This is a genomic window from Aquirhabdus sp. (assembly GCF_046462495.1).
Taxonomy (GTDB): domain Bacteria; phylum Pseudomonadota; class Gammaproteobacteria; order Pseudomonadales; family Moraxellaceae; genus Aquirhabdus.
In genome coordinates this window covers 369,123-393,225 of the sequence record NZ_JBKGVE010000003.1, presented here as the reverse complement: position 1 = coordinate 393,225, position 24,103 = coordinate 369,123, and the positions used below count along the sequence as shown (strand labels likewise).

Genomic DNA, 24,103 nt, shown 5'->3' with positions numbered 1-24,103 from the left:
TTAACCCACACCCCTAAAAACACAGACATGGCGAGAGAATCATGAAATCAGTTGAACCTGATACAACCAAAACCGTAATGATGAATGGCAAGTCTCGCTATTACGAGCCTGCACCGACCGATATTGATGTCGAAAATTTTAGAAAAGTACTGCAAAGCCGCCGTTCTGTGCGCAAGTTTACCAGTAAGCCGATTCCTGAAGCGGTGCTGGATGATTGCCTCGATATGGCAATGCTGGCACCAAATTCATCCGGCCTCCAGCCGTGGACTTTTTATGTGGTGCGCACGCCAAGCAAGAAAAAACAACTGGTCAAAGCCTGTATGAGTCAACTCGCGGCATCCACCGCGCAAGAGCTGATTGTTTGTGTTGCCCGTACCGACCGCATTGATGAGTTCGCTAGACAAATGCTGCGCGAGTGGCCTACGCCCAAGTTGCCCCCTTTGGTCAAACGCTACTATCAGTTGATTCCCTTAAGCTATAACCCAGGCCCATTGAATAGTTTTGCCGCTGTGAAGAAGTCGGCTGTGGCATTAGGCGGATTATTCACTGCTGTGCCACGCGGTCCATTTAATCGTCAGGATGTCAAACTCTGGGCGACCAAAAGTACTGCATTGGCGTGTGAAAACTTGGTGCTGGCACTGCGTGCCTATGGCTTTGATACCTGCATGATGGAAGGCTTTGATGAAGTTCGGGTCCGTAAGATTCTGAATTTATCCTCTGCCGAACTCCCGATCATGGTGATAGGGGCAGGTGAGCGGGAACTGGACGGCGTGTTCTGGCCGCAAGTGCGTTTTGACCGTGAGCTGTTTATCCGTAAGGTTTAATGTTGTTAGTGGAGTTCAAGATGGCCAAGCTTAGTAATGCAAAGATCAGCCAAAGAATCAGTCAGTTCACGCATCAGGGACTTACCTTTGATGTCGTTGATTCAGGTCCACTTGATGGCGAAGTGGTCGTCTTTCTCCACGGTTTTCCATCCACCAAAGAGTCGTGGGCAGCGGTGAGCAGTCTTTTGAATGCAGCGGGATATCGCACCATTGCCCCTGACCAACGCGGCTACTCGCCATTGGCTAGACCGCAAAAACGCAGTGACTATCGTTTGGATCTTTTAGCGGCTGACATTGAGGCACTGATTGACCGGATTGCTCAGCCGATCCATCTGGTTGGACATGACTGGGGCGCTATGGTGGCATGGCGGGTTGCGCAGCGACATACCCATCCGATCAAGACTTTGACCACGGTCTCCGTACCGCATCCAGGGGCTTATGTGCGGTCAATGCTCAGCAGTGATCAACTGTTTAAATCGTACTATATGTTCCTTTTTCAACTACCACGGGTGCCCGAGTGGTTGACGATGAAAACGACAACTATGAAAGGATTGCTTAAAAATTCAGGCATGACCCCAGAGCAAATTCAGCACTTTAAGCATGACATTGTAGATCGTGGGGCACTGACCACGGCGATTAACTGGTATCGCGCTATGCCGTTTATGAACCCCAAAACTATGCTGACCAAGGTCAAAATTCCGACCACGCATGTCTGGAGTGAAGGGGATGTGGCCTTAGCCAAGGCGGGTGCTGAGCTGACGCATCGCTTTGTGGATGCCGATTACAAACTAGAAATTCTGAAAAACTTAAGTCACTGGATTCCAGAAGAAGCGCCACAAACCTTGGCGACGATCATTGAATCACGCATCAGGGGGAATACTTAAAGTAACAATAGATAAACTTCTGGGTCGTGTTGAATGGTGTGTAGTGTAGCTCTTCTTCGGAGTGTATCAACGTGAGTAATGATCCTAACTCAGCCCATAATGCAGCGGGGCTATACCGCATTACGGGTAGACCGCTGCACTGCATGGGGCCATCTTCTGCGAAAGTGGCAATAATTACATGACCACCCGGCTTAAGTGACTTGCGTAGGATATCGATATAGGCCTGTCGTTCGGCGGGCGTTGTAAGAAAGTGAAATACAGCGCGGTCATGCCAAATCGCATAGGTTTGTTCGGGTAAACCAGCTGTTGTGATATTGGCTGCTATCCACTGCACTTGTGCCGCAGCTTCACCTAAACGAAGTTGAGATGTTTGTAAGGCAGCGGCAGATAAATCTAAAACCGTGAGATTTGAGTAGCCTGTTTTTAATAAATCATCCACCAGTGTTGATGCACCACCACCTACATCAATAATGGCATCACTATAAGGCGTATCGGTCGCAGCAATCAGCTTAAGGGACAAGTCAGCACGCGGCTGAAACCAACTGACCTCATTAGCAGATTTCTTTGAATAGACCTGTTCCCAATGTGTTTCGCTCATAAACGTTAAGTCCTATTTCAGCCCTTTACACGCTCATAAACACGCATTAAATCCAGTTCGTGCGTATTGATGTGCATCGTGTCCTCAATGGCCTTTTGAAAATCATTGAATGATTCCAGCTTCTGGGTTTTGGAGCCGTTCATGCCATGTGTCCGCATGGTCGTCCCATTCATGGTTGTCCGTTCGGTGAAGGTAGCGCGAGCAACCATGAGTTGCTGAGTAAACAGTGACTGCGGCGAGGTGGAGATATACCAATTCGCCAATACCGCATCAGAATGCGTGACTAGCTCATGTGGATTGAGGCCATAAACATTAATCCACGTCTCCCGCACATATGATTGCAGCATTACTTCGATCCCTTCAAGTGTATCTGGATGCAGACCTGTATCCGCGGATTTAACCAATCTGAAAGATTCAAGCGGTGTATTTTGCGGTTGATCTCCGAGATCAAAGGAAATCAACCCCGTTGGCGTCATGCCACCAAATCCGGGATCAAAAAGATAGTCTTTGTCATCCAGCGTCACGACTGTGACCAGATGTGTTTTGGCTGGGGTGGCTTGTGGAGTATTTTGGTAGTAGACCCGACCGAGTAAATTTCGGGTCTGATAGCCGAGCTCCTTCAGAGCAACTCGGGTCAGGGTACTATGCTCAAGACAATACCCCTCACGTCCTGAGTCTAGGAGCTTGGTTGCGATGTCATCAGGGGCTATGGATATGGGTTCGCCGATAAAGCAGGAAAGATTTCCAAAAGGAATGGCTTCGGCATGTAAACTAATCAGTACTTTGAGAAGATCCAGAGTCGGTTCAAGAGAACCGACATAGCCAATCTTGTTTAGATATCTTTGTGCGATAGACATTGCGTTTCTCAGCCAGTCAAAACTCTATTGTAGAAACAATTTTGTTGAAACCGACAAAGGTAATGAGTAAAAGCAACGACTCATGTACAAATCAGAATCTTAATCCACCAGTACCTTCTCAATCCGTCGATCCGGCAAGAACCAAATGATCGCCACCGTCACATACAGCGCAATACTGATCCATTGATTGACGAAGGCCAGTGGTATCGCGACCAGATACAGGATGGTCGAAATCTTGCCTTTATAGTCACGTCCGACCGCAGCGGCCAGCTTAGGATCTTGTCCCTGTAAGCGCAGTACCGCGCTGACCAGTATGGCGTAGGCGACACTACACATAAATAAGATGAGACCATAGAGCGCAACAGGCACAGCCCCGATATGATTTTCACCCATCCAGCCCGTCGCAAAGGGAATCAGTGATAACCAAAACAACAAATGCAGATTGGCCCACAGGATTCTGCCATTAACGTTGTGTACCATATGCATAAAGTGATGATGGTTGTTCCAGTAGATCCCGACATAGATAAAGCTCAGCACATAGCTGAGGAGTACAGGAATCAGTGGGATGAGCGCATCCAGTGTCTCGCCGTGAGGCACTTTGATCTCTAACACCATGATGGTGATGATGATGGCAATCACCCCATCACTAAAGGCTTCTAATCGATTGGTATTCATGGTGGGTTTAAGCTCTCAAAAGGTAAAATATTGCTCTCGATCTGTCCAACAGGATTGGAAAAAATACATCCTTCTTACGGATTAATCATCGTCGATACCCATTATAATGAAACTCAACGACGATCATTCACCATAGAATGTCCGCAGACCCCATTTAGTTCTTTTTTCATCTTATCGGAATGACAGCTCATGCGCCACGATCAACGTAGTAATGACCAATTACGTCCAATTACCTTCACTCGTAATTTCACGCGTCATGCAGAAGGATCTGTGCTCATTGAGTTTGGCGACACCCGTGTACTGTGTACTGCCAGTATTGAACATGGCGTGCCGCGCTTCTTAAAAGGTACTGGCCAAGGCTGGATCACCGCTGAATACGGTATGCTGCCACGTTCAACCCATACACGTAATGACCGTGAAGCTGCTCGCGGTAAGCAGACTGGCCGTACTCAAGAGATTCAGCGTTTGATCGGTCGCAGCCTGCGCTCCATGGTAGACCTGAAAAAGATGGGAGAAAACACCATCACTATCGACTGTGATGTGTTGCAAGCGGATGGTGGCACCCGTACCGCTGCGATCACAGGCAGTGCGGTAGCACTGGTGGATGCACTGGGTGTGCTGATGACGCAAAAGAAACTGACGGCCGATCCGCTTAAAGGTCTGGTTGCAGCAATCTCTGTAGGCATGTACAAGGGCGAAGCCCTACTTGACCTATGCTACGAAGAGGATTCCAAGTGCGAAACCGACCTTAATGTGGTGATGACCCAATCCGGCGAGTTTATCGAGATTCAAGGCACTGCTGAGACGAAACCGTTTAGCCGTGAGCAATGTAATCAGATGCTGGCTTTGGCAGAAGATGGCATCAAGGATCTGATCTTGCTACAGCAGAAGGCACTTGGCTGGTAAGTTTTAAGGATGTTAAAAAAAGCCCATTTTTTAAATGGGCTTTTTTTATTTGTCTCGCTTTATGGTTGTTTTATTTAAAAAATATCACAATCTGTGATCGGTACAGCACTCTTCGCGCTTAAAAATAAACCGAACTTCTTTATAATTATGGTGGGGTAAATGATCAATTCCAGCCTTATCGGGCGATATCTCAGGGGAGAGGTATCTAATGGTTTGATCAATCAAGGATGCTTAATAAAGTTTAAGGAATAAACGGATGATGAATCATGTTGTCAAAAGAGTAGGGGCAATCCTTGCTTTCCTACTGTATTGCACTCACGCAGCTGTTGCTGCTACTGGAACGACGCCCGGAAATTATATCTGGTGGTCTTTCCCTTCTAATGTCACCGCAATTACCGATATCACCTATAGTGTTAAAGTCAATCAAGACTCAGGTCCGCTGGCCAATGTGTTTTGGAGTAATCAGTTTGACCTTGCGGCGACCACAGCTGCACCGACCAAACTGACGGGTTATATGGGCATGCAGTCCAATGGCGGCAGTAAGCGCACTTTCCTGATCTCAATCTGGGGACCGAATGTCTATAAGTTGGGTGATGCAGGGAGCTATTGTTTAAATGGGACGGAAGGTTCTCCATTTGTGAGTTGTCGTACTCAGGCGATCTACTGGCAAGCAGGTCACACCTACCAGTTTCATCTGGTGAATGAAGGCGATCAATGGTTCGGTCTGACCATCACGGATACAACCACCAATACTTCCTATAAAGTCGGCAGTATTCAAACGGGTCGAGATGCTATTGATCCTAAAGGCAATACCGTATCATGGACGGAGTTCTTTGAGTGGAACAGCCCATTGTCCACCTGTACCGACCAGCCGTATACCAAAGCGACATTTGGCATGCCTATCGTGAACGTCAACGGCGTTGCAACGCCTGCAAAAGTGGGTTCTACCAGTAATGGCAATAGCTGTGCAACCGAGACCCGTACTAACGTCGATACCACGGCAGGCAATGTATTGGTTCAAAACTCAATCCATAACTCGCTACGTGGTCCGATTGTGGATTCGCAAGGACATTGCTTACTGAATAATAATGGCGCGTCAGCCTTGGGTACTTGCAGCATCTTTGATGGCAAGCAGGGTTGGGTTTTGGGTAGCAATGGCGCGATTCAAAATAATCATCTTTGCCTGACCAATACAGCCGGTCTACCTGTCAGCAGTTGTACAGGCGATGCCACGCAGTTATGGAGTTACCAAACGGGTCGTATCATGCACAAAGGCACGAACCTGTGTTTGGCTTCGGTCAATTCACAGTTAATTGCACAGAATTGTTCAACCGCAGCCGCGCAGCAATGGCAGATTTCTGGGATACAGAATTTACAGGCCAGCAGTTGGCAGTGCTTTAACAAGACACCCACCAGCTATGCCAATTCCTTGAATAAAGGCACGCTGCTTTGTCCGCTAGATACAATGACATCTCCTGCGGGGAATTATCATTTAGGACTGCGAAATAATGGTAGTCTGACTCTGACGGACAATAGTAATACCCAGCAGTGGACGAATACGGCGATTGCGAAAACGCCTGTCCGTGCACTCATCCAAGGCGATGGCAACTTTGTAATTTATGACAGCGCGGATCATGCGGTATGGTCAACCTCTAAAGGCGCATTTGTTGGTCGCCCGATTCTACGGGTTCAGGATGATGGCAATGTCGTGGAATACGATGTCGTCGTGAAATTTTCCAGTAATTATTCAGACCCCACGGCAGGGACAAGTAAGGCCGGTAATTACTTTTTCCTCACTGGCAAGAACATCAATGTCGGTCAAACCTACTCGTCAGGGAATGGTAAGTTTGCATTGAAGATGCTGGCTTCAGGGAATCTGGTCGTGACACGTGTTTCTGATGGGCTGATTACCTTCCAGACCAATACCGTGGGCGTGGGTAATTATGCGATTATGCAAACGGATGGTAATTTTGTTGTGTACTCTGCAGCTCGCAAAGCACTTTGGAGCAGCAAAACTTCAGGTTCACCTAACCCTCAGTTGACACTACAGGATGATGGCAACTTGGTGCTGTATTCTTATAATCCGAAGTGGAAACGTTTCTGATCACATCCGTAAGCGTTTGCTCATACCCCACATCGGCACGACAGCGCCGATGTGGGTCATTGAAAAGCATAAAAGCTTCAATATAGAAGCATTCAATAACGTTATTTCACCAAGCGCATCGAAAGATCTATCGCTTTCACATCCTTGGTCAAAGTGCCCAGTGAAATATAATCCACGCCCGTTTCTGCGACGCTACGCAAGTTAATATCGGTGATGTTACCCGAGGCCTCTAGCTTGCTCCGCCCAGCCGTATGGGCCACGGCTTGACGCATGTCGTCGTTACTGAAGTTATCCAACATGATGATGTCAGCACCTGCTTCTAAGGCGAGATTGAGCTCTTCAAACGTTTCGACTTCGACCTCAACGGGTTTACCCGGTGCGATGCGATGAGCAGCAGTAATCGCCTGCTGAATGCCGCCTGCAGCCAAAATATGATTTTCTTTAATCAAGAACGCATCAAACAGCCCCAAGCGATGATTCTGACCACCACCCACAGCGACTGCATATTTCTCGGCAATGCGCAGGCCGGGTAATGTTTTACGGGTATCCAGCAGGCGAGTGTTTAATCCATCGAGGATTTTGACATGAGCGGCAACACGCGTGGCAACGCCAGATATGGTCTGAATAAAGTTAAGTGCTGGACGCTCGCCAGTCAGCAGGCTACGTGCAGAGCCTTTGAGCTCCAAGAAAACTGTATTTGCAGCCAGATAATCACCCTCAGCCGCCAGCCACGTAATCTCGACGGTCGGATCGAGTTTGGCAAATAGTGCATCTACCCACGGCCGACCAGCCAGCACCATGGCTTCACGGGTCAGCACTCGGGCATGGGCTTGTTCGGTTTCGGGAATCAACTGTGCGGTGATATCGCCGCTGTCTGCAACCAGGTTGCTACCGATATCTTCGTCTAAAGCGAGATCAATATTGCGCAAAATGGTGCGGTTTAGAAGTTCGGCGGAAATCATACAGTCTTTATCCTGTTCATCTGGTTAGCAAATTATTAATAAATTATATATTAATCGGTGGATGATGGTTTATTTGCAGCATTTAGCATGGTATGTTCAACCACACGCGATATATTTTTGTTTCTATGACAATTTATGTCAACCAGTACTCATAAGTGGCACTGACTGACATTGAAGTGCGTAATAAACTTAGTTTAATCGACTAAAGCGACTGTGCGGCTCTCGAAAATCGGTATATATTATCATTCAAGGACTGAAATATTGTGCATGATGCCATGAATTCTCATATAGACTCGTCTTTACCAGATGATCCATTGTTTCTAAGAGCATTGCCAAAAAGCAAAGCTCCTGCGACGCTCACGCATTTTTCTGATGCGATCCGCCAGCCACTCATTGAGTTTTTTACGCCCAAATTCAATAAGCTTTTGGACGAGATCCCTGGTTGGGTCATCGAACGCTGTGATAGCTTGCCTGCACCGATGCAGCAACGCTATATGGAAATTATTCCAGAGCTGCGCCGTAGTCGTACGTTGATCGAACAAAATGCCGTTACCTTCATGGACACGCAATTGCACCGTTTTACGCAGCTTGAACAAGTGCGTGATAGCAAACTGAGCAAACTACCGGATGTCGACTTTGAGCATATCGGTCTGGTGGATGCCGCCGACTTTGAAGTTGCAGTTGCAGTGGATGCTTTGGCGGATCGTTTGGCTCATGCACTCGAGCCAGAGCTGGGCAATGCCTTCCAGCGTTTAAAGCGTTTTACCGAAAAATTAAGCAATCAAACCCAACTTCCCTTTCATCCACGTGCACTCTTTCAAGTACTGTTGGATAGCCTTGCACCTTTATCGTTGCTGCCTGCACAGCGCATCTCGCTGGTCCGCCACTTTGCGATTCAACTGGATTTGCCTGCGCTGCATGAATTAAAAGCGCTGATTCTGCCCGCACTTGAATACGCAGAAGTTCCTGAGCGCGATAAATTCCAACCGAATAAGTCGACAGCTACGCCAGAAAAACCGAAAGCAGTCGCTGCACCAGCAGGACAAGCACAGGCTCCAGCGGCATCTGTCAATCCTCAGCCTGTGATGCCACCACCGATTATGGAAGACGGCATTCCGATTCTGCATGTTGCACCGCATGGGGGACTGGTGGTTGATCCGACACTGTTGATTCAACAGGCTAAGCTATTTGCTGCAATGAGCAAAAGTATCGCCAGTACGCCATTACAAGCTCCTAATCCGCATCCTTTTGCCAATGAACAGGTGCTTGATCAACCAGAGCTTTTGAGCCTACTGGGACAACTGCAATCGGTTGAACCACGCACACCCATGCAGCAAAGCGAGATTCAGCAGAGTGTGGCTGCGGTACGCGATAACATTCGCCAGAATCTGCATAGCGATGCCGAGAGCACGCAAGTCATTGCCGAAAATGAAACCAATCTCATCGACTTGGTCTCCACCTTGTTTGACTATATTCTGGATGACAAAGAACTGCCAACGGCGATGAAAGCATTGATTGGTCGTTTGCAGATTCCAATCCTCAAAGTCGCTTTGGTGGATAAAAGCTTTTTTAGCGGTGAAGATCATCCAGCACGTAAACTGCTTAACTTACTCGCTAAAGCCGGCCAAAGCTGGGATGAAAACAGCAAGAGCAGTGAAGTGCTCTACAAGAAAGTCGAGGAGGTGGTTTTTGTCGTCCTCACCGAGTTCCATGATGAGATCAGTATCTTTGAACGTCTGCTGAATGATTTCCAAGAGTTCTATCAGCAGCAGCAGGATCGTCTGGCGGCAATGGATGCGCGCACGCGTGAAGCCGAAGAAAATCGTGCCCGTGCCGAAGCAGCACGCACCTTGGTACAGCAAGCCCTAAACCGTCGTCTGAATGGCTTAAAGCTACCGATGTCGATTGTTAAACTTCTCCAAGAGGGCTGGCGTCATGTGCTGTACCTGTCTGCGCTGAAAGAAGGCACCGAGTCCGAGTCATGGCGCCAGTCGATCAAAGTGGTTGATGCACTGATCTGGAGTATGCTACCGCCTGCGGGTGATGTGCAGTGGATTGAGCGCTTAAAAGGCGTCTCACCTAAGCTGCTGAATAGTTTGCGTAAAGGTCTCATGTCGGTCAACTTTGATACCCAGCAGCTTGAAAAAATGCTTGCGGAGATCCTGCAGAGTCATCAAGAGATCATCAATGGTGTGAGCGCGCCCTTGGTTGAAGTACTGGACCCTGAGAACAAAGCCAATGCCAAAGAGAGTGCTGAGGCAATCACTGTACAGCAGGCGATGAGCAGTACACATCCTAATGAAATCAAGTTTGTGGCGATGCCTGTGGCGCAAGTGGCATCGATCTATGAGGGTGATACATTATCTCCCAACGATCCGCATGTGGTGGAGGTGCGTCATCTGGTGGTCGGTACATGGGTAGAGTTCTTACAGAGTGATAGCTCAGTGCGTCATCGCTTGGTCGCCAAAATCCGTTCTTCAGAAAAATTGATCTTCGCCAATAAACGTGGCATCAAAGCGGCAGAGCTATCGATGATGCAATTGGCGATTGAACTGAGTCAAAATCGCGCCGCTGTACTCACCGAACAACCCCAAATGTTCGATCGTGCGCTATTATCAGTAGTTGACGGGTTAAGAAAATTATCAGCATGAGTTCCACCAGTAGTTCAACAACAGATCCAGCCGACTTTACCATTCAATCTGGCTGGCTGAGTGCAGCAAAGCAAGTCCTTTCACCGAATTACAATGTACGCCCTGACGGCAAGGTGCGCTTGATTGTGATTCATAATATCAGCTTGCCGCCCGCCGAAACGCTGGAGGATTTCGATAAATATGCCTCTGAGCGCTATGTCGAAATCTTCTTTCAAAACCAGCTTGATCCCGCGCTACATCCCTATTTTGAAATCATCAAAGACATGAAGGTTTCTGCTCACCTGTTTATTACGCGGGTGGGTGAGATCATTCAGTTTGTCTCCTTTGATGACCGCGCATGGCACGCGGGCCGTTCATCATATTTGGGTGTTACCGAATGTAATGATTACTCAATTGGCATTGAACTAGAAGGTGCCGATCATCTACCGTTCACAGACGCGCAGTATGCTGCACTGGCCCAAGTGATTCCCGTCATTCAGCGTGCGTATCCCGATACCGTCAATCATTTGGCTGGACATAGTGATATTGCCCCTGGTCGCAAGACTGATCCCGGTGTGCATTTCGATTGGTTAAGGTTACGCCGTAGCTTGGCGTGATCATTGCTTAACAATCCGCATTCCCAGCGCTTAAGCCAAGTCATGAAGCTGCTCATTCTTTTGGGAATGACCGTGCTAACGACTTGGTTCTGTATGAACTTTCTTTTTTTGAAAAAATATATTGAGTAATTCCATCATGACTGTGACCCCCAACCTGCATGTCAGTTTAATTGGTGCACCGACAGATATTGGTGCGGGTGCACGTGGTGCATCGATGGGCCCCGAAGCACTGCGTGTTGCCAATATTGTCGAGATTCTAAAAGGGCAGGGACTTGATGTCCTTGATAGCGGCAATCTGTTTGGACCCGCCAATCCATGGCAGCCTCCGGTCAATGGTTATCGTCACCTGTTTGAAGTCGCAGCATGGAACCAGTCCGTGCATGATGCGGTCTATCATGAGCTCCAGTCGGGGCGTTTACCCATTTTGATGGGCGGCGACCATTGTCTTGGCATTGGTTCGATCAGTGCGGTTGCACGTCATTGCCGCGATACCGGCAAGAAGCTACGCATCATCTGGCTAGATGCCCATGCTGACTTTAATACCAACACCTTAACACCCAGTGGCAACGTGCATGGTATGCCTGTCGCATGCTTATGTGGCTATGGACCACCCGAGTTAACGGGTATCGGTGGACATACGCCTGCGATCTCATCGACTTGGGTCAAGCAGATCGGTATACGTAGCGTGGATTTGGGCGAGAAACACTTGGTCTATCAAGAAGGTTTGGATGTCTTTGATATGCGCTTCATTGATGAAGTCGGCATGCGCGGCACCATGCAGGCGGCGCTGGCGGATCTCGATGAAAATACCCATCTGCACGTCAGTTTTGATGTCGATTTTCTCGATGCGGATATCGCACCGGGGGTAGGCACGACAGTACTCGGTGGCCCGACCTACCGTGAAGCCCAGCTCTGTATGGAGATGATCGCCGACACGGGTCTTATGGCGTCGCTTGATATCGTGGAGTTGAATCCAGCGCTGGATGTGCGTAACCAGACCGCGCATGTGGCAGTGGATCTGGTTGGTAGCTTATTTGGCAAATCGACTTTGATGCGCAGGCCTCAACGCATCGCAGGTTGACGCTTGTGGATTGTTGCCCAAGGCGATTCATGACATCATTGCACTTTATGGATTCAATTTTTAGAAGCTAAGAGTGTTATGACGAACGATGATGCTGAAGTAAACGATCCGCTGTGCCTTGTATTCACACCACCGTTGGTTGCACTGCTGTATAAACTGGAAAAAGAGCGTGGTACGCCACTCACTGAAGATGAAGTGCTCAAAATTCGCGATCATGCGGTGTGTATGAATGTGCCGTATAGCGAAGCGATTGCACAAGAGAAAGCACGTGGTTTTCCCGATCTGATCGCAGAGAATTGCTGGGAAGACTGGCAGGAAGCCCGCAAAGTGCTGTTTAAGTAATACGTCATCGTAAGCATATCTTCAAATACATAAGGCACAAGATCTATCAAGTCCTGTGCCTTATGATTGACTAAAAGCCTGAATCAGCTCTCTTTGAACGGATTAAAGGTCTTCCCTAAGAAATACTGGATACGTGTTGGGATGGGTCGCATGCTGGCGGCCAGTAGTTTGTTGACCGTGCCGGGCACGCAGATAGGCTGACCTTTGTTCACCGCAGTCCAACCCTCCTTAACGACCGCCTCGGGCTCTTGCCACAGGATGCTGGGCAAATGGTTTGCAGCATCACGCGTCCCCATCACATCATGAAACTCACTGTGGGTGAAGCCGGGACACAGCGCTGTGACGTGAATGCCGTAGGGTTTGAGTTCCATATCCAATGACTGTGACATGAGGAGTACATAACTTTTGATGCCGCTGTAGAGCAAGCTGCCACCTGGTGGGGAGAGTGCGGCGATAGAGGACAAATTAATAATACGTCCAAAGCCACGTGCACGCATGCCGGGAAGTACGCGATGGGCGAGCTCCGTCACTGCCGTGACCATCAGTTGCAATTCCGCATCAAGCACGTCCCATGGAGTTTCGGAGAAAGCAGTCTTGCCCGAGAGTCCTGCATTATTGATTAACACATCAATCTCTAAACCTTGCTCTGTGGTATAGTCCATGATCGCCTTAGGCGCATGACGATCTGTCAGGTCGGCGGCGAGAGTTTCACAGCGGATGCCATACTGCGCACGCAGTTCGGTCGCCAGTTCTTGTAGACGTTGCTCACGGCGTGCCACCAGCAGCAGGTCATGACCTTGGGCTGCAAGGAAACGCGCAAAGCAGGCGCCAATGCCTGCTGATGCGCCAGTGATCAGCGCAGTGGTATTGTTGGAAGACATCATGAACTCCTAATTGAGAGGTTAGCGGTTGAGTGCAGGGATTTCGCGAGCGAGCACGGACCCTGAGCGTTTGCGCCCGATGTCTTTACGATACGCTCCGATCGGACCTTCGAGTAAAAACGGCAGTGGGATTTGGCGCTGCGCGCTTGTGAAGCCCCATGTGCCAATCCCGAGGTAGATGCCATCAGCGACTTTTCTGACTTCATCGACCATGTGGATATCACCGCACATCGAGTGATAGAGGTGGTAAACCAAGGTATAAGCGGGTTTGTCGTCATAACGTGAAGGCGCGATGACGGTCTGCATGGGAAAGCGTTGTACGACTTTTCCTAATAGACTAAAGGTGTTGTAACCGCGACCTGATTCCGCATCGACTGGTCGGAATGCCTTGCACAGCCATGGCATCAACGGATTGGCGACGCTGATTTGCCCAAAAAGACGCGATAGTGCTGAAGGTTGCTGCAAGAGACAAGCGGCGAACTCCCCGTCCATTTCAGTGATCAAAGGACTGGGCAAGCTCTTGAATAACGTCACAAGTTCTTCTGTCGTGAGCTTTTTTAATTCTTCTGCGGTATGACTAGCAATTGCTGAACTCATTGTTCTGCTCCATCACGGAGGGTATGGCCCAAATTAGGTTAAATTTTATCTTGAATGCTATTCAAGATAAAATGGATTCTAACTACACCTTGAACGTTATTCAAGATATAATTTCAACCAATGATTGATTGATTTCCCACTATGGCAAAAAATAAACGTCCGCAAGAGCGTCAGGAAAAGCTAGATGAAATCGTGGCGATGGCGCGCCAGCTCTTTATCGAAGAGGGTTTTGAATCCACTTCCATGAGTCGGTTAGCAGCGGCAGCAGGCATCGCTCCGAATACGATCTATTGGTACTTTAAAGATAAAGACGATGTGCTGGCGACGGTATTGACTGAGGTACTACAAGCCCAATGGCTCGCTTATATTACGGCCGTTCTGCCGAAACCGATCGATAAATTATTGTGGCTGGTTGCGCGTTTACAGGAGTCCAGTAAGCTGATCACCACCGTGCATTCACGCTTACAAAGCTCACCGGCTATTAACCTGTGGCATGATAATTTTCATCGTATGGGTGAGGCGCTGCTGCGCAGTGAACTGCAAGCCCATGATGTTGCCGAAGCGGATGTGGGCGCTTTAGCGACAGTGTTGGTCTTTGTGATCGAGGGGTTGCTGGTACATGAACATTCTTTGGAAGAGAAGCGGGGCATTTGCGAGACGCTTTTACGTCAGTTTGGCATTAGCTAGTCTAAGTTTTACATCAGCGATGCGCATGCCATTGAATACGCATCGTCGATGATTTCCTTTAAGTGGTCTTATCCAGCACCGCAAAATAAAAGCCATCCCCGCCATCCGTTTCCGGAAAGCATTGACGACCGACGGGACGTTTAAAACCCCAACTGGTATCAATCTCATGCTCGGTCGCATTGGGCGTCCGTTTAAGAAACGCCGCAATCTGATGCTCATTTTCATCTTTGAGCAAAGAGCAGGTGATGTAGACCAGCCGTCCGCCGACTTTAAGCTGTGTCCACAAGTGATCCAGTAGTGTGGCTTGCAGGGCAACAGTGGTCGCAATATCGGTAGATTGACGCAGCAGACGAATGTCCGGATGGCGACGCAGCACACCCGTTGCGCTACACGGCGCATCCAGCAAAATCGCATCCACAGGTTCCGCTGCCGTCCATGCACTTGCATCTGCCGTTGCCACCGTTACACGAGTCTGATCAAACAGTTCTAAACGATTCAAGTTTTCCCGTACGCGCTTTAGACGGTAGGAGTCACTGTCGATTGCGGTCATATGGCTGGGGCTAAATTGCTCCAAGAGATGAGCTGTCTTGCCACCGGGAGCCGCACAGGCATCCAGAACCGTTTTGCCATCTAACCCGTTAAAGTGTGCATCACTGAATAGCCCAGCACAGCGCTGGGCATTGAGATCCTGCACCGAGAACCAGCCTTCTAAGTAACCGGGTAGACTCGGAATATTGACGTGTTGCAGCAATTGAATCGCTTCAGGGGTGGCATTGTCGGTGCTGTTGGCATTAATGCCTTGTAGCGCCAGTGCATCCAAGTAGCCGGTGCGTGTGCGCTGACGCTTATTCACACGCAGGAAAAGCGGTGCGCTATGGCGGAGAGACTCCGCAAGACCTTGCCATTCCTCTGCCCAGTCTTGTTCTAATGCCGCAGCGAACCAGTCTGGCAGCGCGTGATGCGCTTCAAAAATCTCTTGCAGTTCTGTCTGTTCACGCAGCGTACGACGCAGTAGGGCATTGACCAAGCCACTGGCTTTTTCTTGTCCAAGTTGCTTGGCGGCATCCACCGTTTCGCTGATTGCAGCATGTGCAGGGATACGGGTTTGGAATATCTGATAAAGGCCTAAATGCAGTGCAGCTTGTACACGGCTATCAGTGAGCGGACGCGCCAACATCGGTTGCAGAACGGCATCCAATGCAAACCAGTGGCGCAGCGTACCCATGACCAACTCATTAAACAAACCACGATCTCGTTCCAGCGTCTTTTCCAGCGCGGCAGGCAGAACTGCACTTAAGGATTGACCATCTAATACCGCGATGATGACACGGATCACTTGCGCACGTAGGTTAAGCGGGGCTGGACGGGTGCGAGCATTGGCGGGTGGGTTGTGAAACTTACGCGGCTTTACAGATCTGGCGTTATCTTGGCTCATTGGCTATTTCTCATTGTAACTGCTGTCCGACATTAAGTTTCTGGGCTTGTAGAATTTGGACACTGTTCAGCGGTTTGCCGCCGGCCCATTGGAGTTGAGTGAGGCGCAGCACTTGACCGTCGCCGCATACAACGCTGATACCATGTTTATCAACGGCGATAATTTCACCCGCAAGGGCCGCTGTATGTGTGGCACGATCATGCACCAGTTCCGCTGACCAGACACGCAAGATATCTTCACCGATCTGGGTATACGCCACAGGCCACGGTTGGAGTCCACGGACCAGACGATCGAGGACGATAGCGGCACACGACCAGTCGATCTTCCCTTCGGCTTTGGAGAGCTTCGCGGCATAGGTGGCGTGACCACTGGCTTGCGGGGTTCTATGCGCGTGATAGTCCGCGAGATGGGCGAGAGTATCCACAATAGCGCTACCGCCCAAGACTGCCAAGCGATCATGTAGGGTCGCGCTGGTATCTTTGGCTTCAATGGGGAGATGTACTTTACTCAGCATATCACCCGTATCCAGACCCGCATCCATCTGCATGATGGTGATGCCTGTTTCGGTATCACCAGACAGGATTGCGCGGTGGATTGGTGCCGCTCCGCGCCAGCGTGGCAGCAAGGAGGCGTGGATATTCAAGCAGCCTAGACGTGGCATATCCAACACGCTTTGCGGCAGGATCAAACCATAGGCTGCGACAACCATGACATCGACCTGATGATCTGCAACCAGAGCAGCGAGCTCTGCCTGTGCAGCCAGACCCTCTGCGGTTGAGGCTTTGAGATGCACGGGTTGATAGACGGGCAGGTTATGTTCGACTGCCAAGGCTTTGACTGCCGATGGCGTCAGCTTCTGTCCTCGACCTGATGGACGATCAGGCTGCGTATAGACAGCGACAATGTGATGTCCTGCATCGATCAAGGCTTGCAGTGCAGTTGCAGCAAATTCGGGTGTCCCGGCAAAAATCAGATTCACGAAGCGACTCTTATAGATCATATGAAGATTTAGTGACTATTGTAACGCGAACCTGGCCTTAGCGTCTCATTGATCTGTACTGAATGCGATAAACCCATTGATCCGCTGTCTTGTATGGAAAATGAAAAAGGATAGCGGGAACTTTGATTTTTATTGTGCTTTATCCTTTCCCTCTGGCGGCATGAAGGATAGAATTAGCCACCAGATTTTTTCGCTGACTGATTTTTTCAGATTTCGATGCGCGCGCAATACATCCTTGCGGCGTTTCTACTCAAAAGTGTTATCCGCAGTTTTGACTAAATAGCTTCAGCAGCTCGCCATTAGCAGTACGGTTTGGATGATTCGTTGACAGTAATACGCCATTCATCCTGCCGATCGCCAGCCCAATTTATTCAAAATAAGGTTTAGTCATGAACGATAAGACATCCCCATCCGCTGAAAATCTCCGCAAACACTCATCTGAAGTGGTTGATGGCATCGAATGTGCCCCAGCCCGTTCCATGCTGCGTGCGGTCGGTTTTACTGATGAAGACTTTAAAAAACCACAAATCGGTATCGCATCAACATGGGCTAACGTGACCCCATGCAATATGCATATCGATGGTCTGGCCCGTATCGCTGAAGCAGGCGCGAATGCCGCTGGCGGTAAAGGCGTGATCTTTAACACCATTACCATCTCTGACGGTATCGCAAACGGTACTGAAGGGATGAAGTACTCCATGGTGTCCCGTGAAATCATTGCGGACTCGATTGAAGCGGTTGCAGGCTGTGAAGGCTTTGACGGTTTGATCGCTATCGGCGGTTGTGATAAAAACATGCCCGGCTGCATCATGGGTCTTGCCCGTTTGAACCGTCCATCGGTCTTTGTTTACGGTGGCACGATCAAACCGGGTGCGGGTCATACTGACATCATCTCCGTGTTTGAAGCGGTGGGTCAGCATGCCAAGGGTGAGCTGTCTGCAATCCAAGTCAAGCAAATCGAAGAAGTCGCGATCCCGGGTCCAGGTTCATGTGGTGGCATGTACACCGCCAACACCATGGCCTCTGCGATTGAAGCACTGGGTATGAGCTTACCGGGTTCATCGGCACAGGATGCCGTATCCAGCGATAAAGAAAATGATTGCCAACGTGCAGGCGAAGCGGTGATGAACCTGCTGCGTCTGGACATCAAACCGCGTGACATTATGACCAAGTCCGCGTTTGAAAATGCGATTAAAGTCGTGATCACCCTTGGCGGCTCAACCAATGCTGTACTGCATTTGATCGGCATGGCCCGTACTGTAGACGTCGATCTGGACTTGGAAGACTTCGTTCGCATTGGTAAAGACACGCCATTGCTGGCCGATATCCGTCCATCAGGCAAATACATGATGAGTGAATTGGTTGCGATTGGCGGGATTCAGCCGCTGATGAAACGCATGCTGGATAAAGGCATGCTTGATGGTTCATGTCTAACGGTTACCGGCAAAACCTTGGCGGAGAATTTGGCTGACGTACAAGATTACCCAGCCGACCAACAAATCATCATGCCGTTTGACAAACCGATCAAAGCCGACTCGCATCTGGTGATCTTGAAAGGTAACCTTGCCAGTGAAGGTGCGGTTGCTAAGATTACCGGTAAAGAAGGCCTGCGCTTTGAAGGGCGTGCCCGTGTCTATAGCGGTGAAGAAGCTGCGCTGGCCGGTATCTTAAATGGTGAAGTGGTTGCTGGTGATGTGATTGTCATCAAGGACGAAGGTCCGAAAGGCGGTCCGGGTATGCGTGAAATGCTGTCACCGACTTCTGCTGTCATGGGTAAAGGTCTGGGTAAATCAGTTGCGCTGATTACCGATGGTCGTTTTAGTGGTGGTTCACATGGTTTTGTGGTCGGTCATATCACGCCTGAAGCCTTTGAAGGCGGTGTGATCGGTCTGGTGCAAACCGGTGATAACATCCTCATTGATGCGGTCACCCGTGAAATTTCAGTTTCGGTCAGTGATGAAGAACTGGCGACACGCCGTGCTGCTTGGGTACGCCCCGCACCGAAATACACCCGCGGTGTATTGGCGAAATATGCTCGTTTGGTTTCTAGCGCATCGACTGGTGCCGTGACAGACTTAAATCTAGATTAGTTTATCATCCGCTTTTCCCTGCATGATTCTGATTGGCGTCATGCAGGCTGATCGTTTTTTTAGATCGATTTATGCATAATCAATGGATGTCTGCTTCGTTTTAACATGGCGAACAGACGTCTTTTGTGTTAAAAACTAAGCTGTTAATTTTTGCCTTTTGGGTATTCAAAAAAATGTCGCTTACGCGAAGATGGTTAGACCCTCTGCGGTCACGCTGGTTGCTGCAACGACCGATTCGACAGCCGCGCTTATCTGCACATGCCGGCCGTCATGCGTTAACGGTGTTTATTCGTTTGGACGATGTTTACAGTTATTTACTGGTTCAAATCTTAGCAAAATTAGATAGTCTGCTCATCGCGCGCATGCGCCCGTTCAAAATTATCATTTCTACCCAAGCCGCACGGCCTCCCAAGTCCCTCACCCCTGAGCAATGGCTACGCTATACGCATCATGATGCAGCGGTTCTTGCCCATCAACATCGCTTTGTTTTTCAGGAAAATTATATTGCGCCTGATGCAGGGCAGATGGCACAGGGCCTAGAGATTCTACGGTTAACGCCACTCAAGGGTGCTGACTTCCTGCACTTGTTGCAGAACGTCTTTCATATGGTGTGGCAGGGACAAAGCGGTAAGCTGGCACTCTTGCATCAAATGGCTCTACAGCGTACAACGACCACAGAACAAACGGCCAGTTTGTCTGAAGTAGAGTTTACCGATGAGCCATTGGCAGAAGCCTATATCACCTACGATGGGCGTCGCTATCTGGCGATTGATGACTTCTTGCGACTAACACGGCGCTTGAATCAGCAGCAACTGTTGACCAGTGAGCCCGTCTTTCTGATTAATCATGTCGAGTGGGGCGAGCATCTGGTCAATGACCCGGTACTACTTGCCGATATTCAAGCGATGCGCCCGATTCTGAAGTTCTATGGTGCGCTGGAAGATCCGTTTACCTACTTGCTGCTGCGTTATCTACAGCAAGAGATGGTTGGCTACTACAATGTGAAGATCAAGTTTTTCCCGCTACCTTATCAAGGGCGTGATCGTTTTGATTGGCGTCTGGCACAGCGTCTGGCCAAGCGGATTGACGTCCCATTCTCGCCATTTTGCCGTCCTGATGAAGCAGGAGTGATGGCGATGGCCAAGACCTTGACCAGTCTGAAGCACGAGCCACGGATGAATCGGGCACTGGAGTTACTGGAGAGTGTCTGGTCACAAGGATCGGATATGGCCTTTACCCCGCACTTTAGCAAAGTTCTGCCAGATGTTGCGGTCAGTGATGCCGCGAGTACGTTGGTCTGGCTCAATCGCAATCAAAAAGGCGCCGATGCGCTAGGCGTGCCTGATCTGCCAGCCTTCGTACTGCGGGTCGGTGGGCGTCGTCATGTATTCTGTAGTTTATATCGCGTCTGGCAAGTAGAAACCTTGCTCTCTGCAGCGCTTGAGGATGTGGAGTAGATTTACTCCACATCTTTCGTAACCGTCTTTTTATTCTTATTCGTCGTTTGAATTGCACTCTGGGTTATTCGGATTCGTTTTGCAGCGAATCTTCTTCAGTAAGTGCATCATGTCTTTATCATAGACCCCATCTTTGATCATCTCAATACGAGTGGTGCGCATCAGGGTTTGCGTACTTTGCTGATCCGCAGGTGACATATTGATCCAGTACTTATCATCAATATCTTTTTCTGCGTTATCTATAAACTTGTAGGCCGTACCAAGCTGAGAAAAGATGTATTCACGGATCTTTTGACTGACGTCAGGATTGGGTAGCTTACTCTTGCGCACCACAAAGGAGGCGGTGATCTGCGCTAGTGGAAAGCGCACTACGCCACCTTTTACGGAACCATCAGGTCCAGTCATGCCTTTGGCCAGTTCAAAAGGTCTAAACGCGACAGCGGGCGCGGCAAGCACATTGACTTTATGATTATTAAAGGCGTCGGCAACGGTGTTTAAATCGACACGTACGGGGATAGCCCCGATTTTTTGCGTGAGTTTATTGGCGGATTTTTCTAGATTTAAGATCGCAACTTTCTTGCCTACACCTTTGTTAAAAGTATTAATTCGACGATCATCGACCATCAAGTAGGCTGCACCAATCGGGATGATCCCGAGAATCTCATAATCCCCTTGCACCATCTTCGGAGCAAGAGACTTACTGGAGAGTACTTGGAGTGCCATATTCAAGTCTTTGATGTTTTGGAGTCCGCCGACTGCGTCTAGGCTGCCCGTGTATGAATTGAATTCGCGAGCACGCAGGCTACTCATGATCGCTGCATCACAGCGCCCCGTTTTAAAATCAGTCACCACCCCTTCTTCATTGGTATAGACTTTAAGATCAATCGGTTTGATCACGCCAAAGCGTGGTGCTTGCACCATATAGTCTTTGGCATAGCCATAGGCATAACCGTGCTGCCCAGAAGGGTCGAAAACGCAGATAGTCACTTTGTCATCTGCGGCATATGCGACCTGCAAACTGATGCTTGCCAGTAGGGCAGCAATTGCAATTTCTTTCATACATCTTTCCCCAGCATTCAGCATGATCTTACGCGATTGAGTCGCATTTTATATGTATCTGCTTCATTGTAATCCTAAAAAGGATTGATGGGGATTGTGAGGGAGGGAAATTGATCCAATTTAAGAAATTAGTGATTGTTAAGATTCTCAATTGTTTAAAAAATATTAAAAAGCTATGGTATATAAGATGCGTATGGTTGTTTAAATTTTTTTGGGGATTGGGGTAGGACGTTCGAATGACGAGAACAAATAGGGTGATGAGGGGATTTGCAATAGCTATTTTTTTGTTCAGTATATTTTTTATCACGACACTTATTTTTAAGGATTATTTGGCTGCAGAATTCACAAAAAAATGGCCGCTAGTCGATGCCATTGTCCTCAATTCATCAGTCGTACAGAAGGTTGGTAACAAAGGTCGGAAGTATTATTGTGATCAGATTAAGATTAGTTATGTTTATCAAAATCTCTCAATGACATCATTCTTAGAAACACAAGATTCTAATTGCGGAGCCCCTCAAGAGGAGATTACCCGATATCCTCAAGGAAAGGTGATCCGTGTTCATATCAATCCGGCAGAGCCTACGCAGGTCCGAAGTATGGATTTTTCCCTAAATTCCCGTGCCGTATTGATGATTATCGTTGATTTTATACTTGTTCTTTTATTACACGATACCTATTTCAAGGAAGTTGAATAGATATAAAGTTTTTGGTTTAAATTTCATTGCATAGAGATATGTGATCAGGATTTTCTTGTTTTGCGTGTATTTTATATTTTCCAGATAGGATATTTGATTTATGACTTCACTTAGTGATCAATCTATCTTGGTCTGATGTGTCGTATATTCATGTTGTTGGTGGAACTGGGCAGAGTATTATGATCGTTTTTAAAACGAGGTCTTGAGACGAATATTCGTTTTTATTGGGGTAAAGTCACCAAGAATCATATTTCTATTCCCCTCATTTCAAAAGAGCATCCCTAAGCACTGATCGAATGTATCAAACAGTGCTCTGGAGATAAGTTTAAAGGGATAGAGTCACCCCTTTTCAGAGTGTTTAAGCATAGGCTTTTGCAGTGCTTCTAATGGCTTGCCAAACTTTTTTCAAATGAATTCCCCGCACAGATTGATAGGCTTATAGCCTGCTCATCAATATGCCGCACAATAAATTCAGCATCCCGCGCCACCCCTGAAAACCGTCCCGATCCCCACGTATGCAGCCAAGGCAATCCCAAAAAATATAGCCCTGCATGTGTGGTTATACCGCGCTGGTGATTGGGGTAACCCTGCGCATTAAACACGGGTACATCCACCCAGCTAAAGTCAGGTCGAAAGCCGATACACCAGATGATGGATGTGATTCCAGCCTCTTTCAGATTTAGCGTATTTTGCTCATTCGTAGGCTCCCAGACCGGCTCATAGCTGGAGGCGATTTCTGCTGTAATGCCATGTTTTTCAATGTATTGGTCAATCGAGCGGTTGATGCGGTTGTAGACGGCATCTGCATTATCAAGATTGGCTTTCAACGTTGGAGCAAAGCTCAATGTATCTCCATCGAGTTGTTCTAAGCGTCCAAACAGCACCATGCCATCCTGTGCAAAACGGCGTAGATCAATGTCACGTCCACCATCACGACCCGTCACATAGTGATTGGTGTTATTCCGCACCCCTTCGCGCAGTGGATGCTCCTCAACCGGCAGATCGTAATAGCCCATATCTGCCAGCCAATCCACGACATCGCGTCCGCGATAGAAGCGGGCGCAGCGTGGAGCATCTCCGGTGGCCAGATACACCTTCTTGCCCGCCAGATGCAGATCTTCGGCGATCTGTGCGCCGGATTGACCTGAACCCACCACGAGTACCGCACCCTCAGGTAGGTTCTCGGGATTACGATATTGTTCTGAGTGGATCTGGGTGATCGCGGCTGGCAGCTTTGCAGCAAAGTCAGGAATGATCGGCGTGTGATAACCACCTGAAGCCACGATGACATGATCAGCCGTGAACGTGCCGACAGTGGTTTGCAGTTCGTATCCACCACTTTCAAGTGGTGTGACCAGATTCACTGCCACGCCTTCCCGAATTGGTGGTTGTAAGGTGTCGATGAAGCCATCCAAGTAAGCAATGATTTCATCGCGTTTCATAAAACCATGTGGATCATTGCCTGCGTAGGGGTAGCCGGGCAGGTTACATTGCCAGTTGGGTGTGACAAGGCTAAAGGCATCCCAGCGTTTTTCACGCCAAGCATGAGTGGCTTCATGTTTCTCCAGCACCAGATGCTCAATATCGAGTTTCTGCAGGTAGTGACTGGCGGATAGCCCAGACTGACCCCCGCCAACGATAATGACGGGATAGTGACTGGTGTGATAGATGCTGGGTTGAATCATACTGAAATTCATGGATGTTCTCCAAAATAGGGTCTAA

At 48.8% G+C, this 24,103-nt stretch carries 22 protein-coding genes; 12 read left to right on the top strand and 10 right to left on the bottom strand.

Going from position 1 to position 24,103, the window contains the following annotated elements:
• Window positions 1-41: 41 nt before the first annotated feature.
• Entirely contained in the window at window positions 42-824 is a 783-nt protein-coding gene (locus ACLHG7_RS03390; protein ID WP_410209644.1) for a nitroreductase family protein, read from the top strand.
• A 20-nt stretch (window positions 825-844) separates the two neighbouring features.
• On the top strand, window positions 845-1,708 hold the full coding sequence (locus ACLHG7_RS03385; protein ID WP_410209643.1) for an alpha/beta fold hydrolase: 864 nt from the start codon (window positions 845-847) through the stop codon (window positions 1,706-1,708).
• Here the strand turns inward: ACLHG7_RS03385 and ACLHG7_RS03380 are convergent.
• The 3 genes from ACLHG7_RS03380 to ACLHG7_RS03370 all read right to left on the bottom strand — a co-directional run bounded on the left by ACLHG7_RS03380 (window position 1,692) and on the right by ACLHG7_RS03370 (window position 3,838).
• Window positions 1,692-2,306 (bottom strand): class I SAM-dependent methyltransferase, encoded by a 615-nt coding sequence (locus ACLHG7_RS03380; protein ID WP_410209642.1) that lies wholly within the window; start codon window positions 2,304-2,306, stop codon window positions 1,692-1,694. The two genes, ACLHG7_RS03385 and ACLHG7_RS03380, sit on opposite strands and share 17 nt — an antisense overlap.
• Window positions 2,307-2,323: 17 nt before the next feature.
• Window positions 2,324-3,163 carry an arylamine N-acetyltransferase family protein gene (locus ACLHG7_RS03375; RefSeq protein WP_410209641.1) on the bottom strand — a complete coding sequence of 280 codons (840 nt, stop codon included), beginning with the start codon at window positions 3,161-3,163 and terminating at the stop codon, window positions 2,324-2,326.
• 99 nt (window positions 3,164-3,262) lie between these two features.
• A complete protein-coding gene (locus ACLHG7_RS03370) occupies window positions 3,263-3,838 on the bottom strand; it encodes a TMEM175 family protein (protein WP_410209640.1) in 576 nt (191 codons plus the stop codon).
• 189 nt (window positions 3,839-4,027) lie between these two features.
• Here ACLHG7_RS03370 and rph point away from each other — a divergent pair, with 189 nt between their 5' ends.
• Both rph and ACLHG7_RS03360 read left to right on the top strand, forming a co-directional pair.
• Entirely contained in the window at window positions 4,028-4,744 is a 717-nt protein-coding gene (gene rph, locus ACLHG7_RS03365) for a ribonuclease PH (protein WP_114899782.1), read from the top strand.
• A 256-nt stretch (window positions 4,745-5,000) separates the two neighbouring features.
• Entirely contained in the window at window positions 5,001-6,848 is a 1,848-nt protein-coding gene (locus ACLHG7_RS03360; RefSeq protein ID WP_410209639.1) for a DUF3472 domain-containing protein, read from the top strand.
• A 101-nt stretch (window positions 6,849-6,949) separates the two neighbouring features.
• Here the strand turns inward: ACLHG7_RS03360 and nadC are convergent, their stop codons facing one another.
• Window positions 6,950-7,810 (bottom strand): carboxylating nicotinate-nucleotide diphosphorylase, encoded by an 861-nt coding sequence (gene nadC / locus ACLHG7_RS03355; RefSeq protein ID WP_410209638.1) that lies wholly within the window; start codon window positions 7,808-7,810, stop codon window positions 6,950-6,952.
• A gap of 275 nt (window positions 7,811-8,085) precedes the next feature.
• Here nadC and ACLHG7_RS03350 point away from each other — a divergent pair, with 275 nt between their 5' ends.
• From ACLHG7_RS03350 to ACLHG7_RS03335, 4 genes are all read left to right on the top strand, one after another.
• On the top strand, window positions 8,086-10,461 hold the full coding sequence (locus tag ACLHG7_RS03350) for a DUF1631 family protein (protein WP_410209637.1): 2,376 nt from the start codon (window positions 8,086-8,088) through the stop codon (window positions 10,459-10,461).
• Window positions 10,458-11,057 carry a 1,6-anhydro-N-acetylmuramyl-L-alanine amidase AmpD gene (ampD, locus tag ACLHG7_RS03345; RefSeq protein WP_410209636.1) on the top strand — a complete coding sequence of 200 codons (600 nt, stop codon included), beginning with the start codon at window positions 10,458-10,460 and terminating at the stop codon, window positions 11,055-11,057. Before ACLHG7_RS03350 ends, ampD begins: the two co-directional genes overlap by 4 nt.
• Before the next feature lie 136 nt (window positions 11,058-11,193).
• Complete coding sequence (gene rocF / locus ACLHG7_RS03340; RefSeq protein ID WP_410209635.1) at window positions 11,194-12,138, top strand: arginase; 945 nt, start codon at window positions 11,194-11,196, stop codon at window positions 12,136-12,138.
• 78 nt (window positions 12,139-12,216) lie between these two features.
• Window positions 12,217-12,480, top strand: a complete 264-nt coding sequence (locus ACLHG7_RS03335; protein WP_410209634.1) for a hypothetical protein — start codon at window positions 12,217-12,219, stop codon at window positions 12,478-12,480.
• 83 nt (window positions 12,481-12,563) lie between these two features.
• On the opposite strand, the gene ACLHG7_RS03330 is transcribed toward ACLHG7_RS03335, so the two are convergent.
• Window positions 12,564-13,361, bottom strand: a complete 798-nt coding sequence (locus tag ACLHG7_RS03330; RefSeq protein ID WP_410209633.1) for an SDR family NAD(P)-dependent oxidoreductase — start codon at window positions 13,359-13,361, stop codon at window positions 12,564-12,566.
• Window positions 13,362-13,382: 21 nt separating this feature from the next.
• Window positions 13,383-13,958, bottom strand: a complete 576-nt coding sequence (locus tag ACLHG7_RS03325) for a hypothetical protein (protein WP_410209632.1) — start codon at window positions 13,956-13,958, stop codon at window positions 13,383-13,385.
• 141 nt (window positions 13,959-14,099) lie between these two features.
• Between ACLHG7_RS03325 and ACLHG7_RS03320 the strand changes: the two genes are divergently transcribed.
• Complete coding sequence (locus ACLHG7_RS03320; protein ID WP_410209631.1) at window positions 14,100-14,645, top strand: TetR/AcrR family transcriptional regulator; 546 nt, start codon at window positions 14,100-14,102, stop codon at window positions 14,643-14,645.
• A gap of 58 nt (window positions 14,646-14,703) precedes the next feature.
• On the opposite strand, the gene rsmB is transcribed toward ACLHG7_RS03320, so the two are convergent.
• Window positions 14,704-16,080, bottom strand: coding sequence for a 16S rRNA (cytosine(967)-C(5))-methyltransferase RsmB (rsmB, locus tag ACLHG7_RS03315; protein ID WP_410209630.1), 1,377 nt, complete (start codon window positions 16,078-16,080; stop codon window positions 14,704-14,706).
• A 10-nt stretch (window positions 16,081-16,090) separates the two neighbouring features.
• Window positions 16,091-17,059: a methionyl-tRNA formyltransferase gene (gene fmt / locus ACLHG7_RS03310; protein ID WP_410209629.1), complete on the bottom strand. Its 969-nt coding sequence runs from the start codon at window positions 17,057-17,059 to the stop codon at window positions 16,091-16,093.
• A 410-nt stretch (window positions 17,060-17,469) separates the two neighbouring features.
• Between fmt and ilvD the strand changes: the two genes are divergently transcribed.
• Both ilvD and ACLHG7_RS03300 read left to right on the top strand, forming a co-directional pair.
• A complete protein-coding gene (ilvD, locus tag ACLHG7_RS03305; RefSeq protein ID WP_410209628.1) occupies window positions 17,470-19,170 on the top strand; it encodes a dihydroxy-acid dehydratase in 1,701 nt (566 codons plus the stop codon).
• A 173-nt stretch (window positions 19,171-19,343) separates the two neighbouring features.
• Window positions 19,344-20,627, top strand: coding sequence for a hypothetical protein (locus ACLHG7_RS03300; protein ID WP_410209627.1), 1,284 nt, complete (start codon window positions 19,344-19,346; stop codon window positions 20,625-20,627).
• Window positions 20,628-20,663: 36 nt separating this feature from the next.
• On the opposite strand, the gene ACLHG7_RS03295 is transcribed toward ACLHG7_RS03300, so the two are convergent.
• Entirely contained in the window at window positions 20,664-21,686 is a 1,023-nt protein-coding gene (locus ACLHG7_RS03295) for a putative solute-binding protein (RefSeq protein WP_410209626.1), read from the bottom strand.
• A 236-nt stretch (window positions 21,687-21,922) separates the two neighbouring features.
• Here ACLHG7_RS03295 and ACLHG7_RS03290 point away from each other — a divergent pair, with 236 nt between their 5' ends.
• A complete protein-coding gene (locus ACLHG7_RS03290) occupies window positions 21,923-22,381 on the top strand; it encodes a DUF3592 domain-containing protein (protein WP_410209625.1) in 459 nt (152 codons plus the stop codon).
• A gap of 383 nt (window positions 22,382-22,764) precedes the next feature.
• Here ACLHG7_RS03290 and ACLHG7_RS03285 read toward each other — a convergent pair whose 3' ends face one another.
• Window positions 22,765-24,078, bottom strand: a complete 1,314-nt coding sequence (locus tag ACLHG7_RS03285) for an MSMEG_0569 family flavin-dependent oxidoreductase (RefSeq protein WP_410209624.1) — start codon at window positions 24,076-24,078, stop codon at window positions 22,765-22,767.
• Window positions 24,079-24,103: the final 25 nt, after the last annotated feature.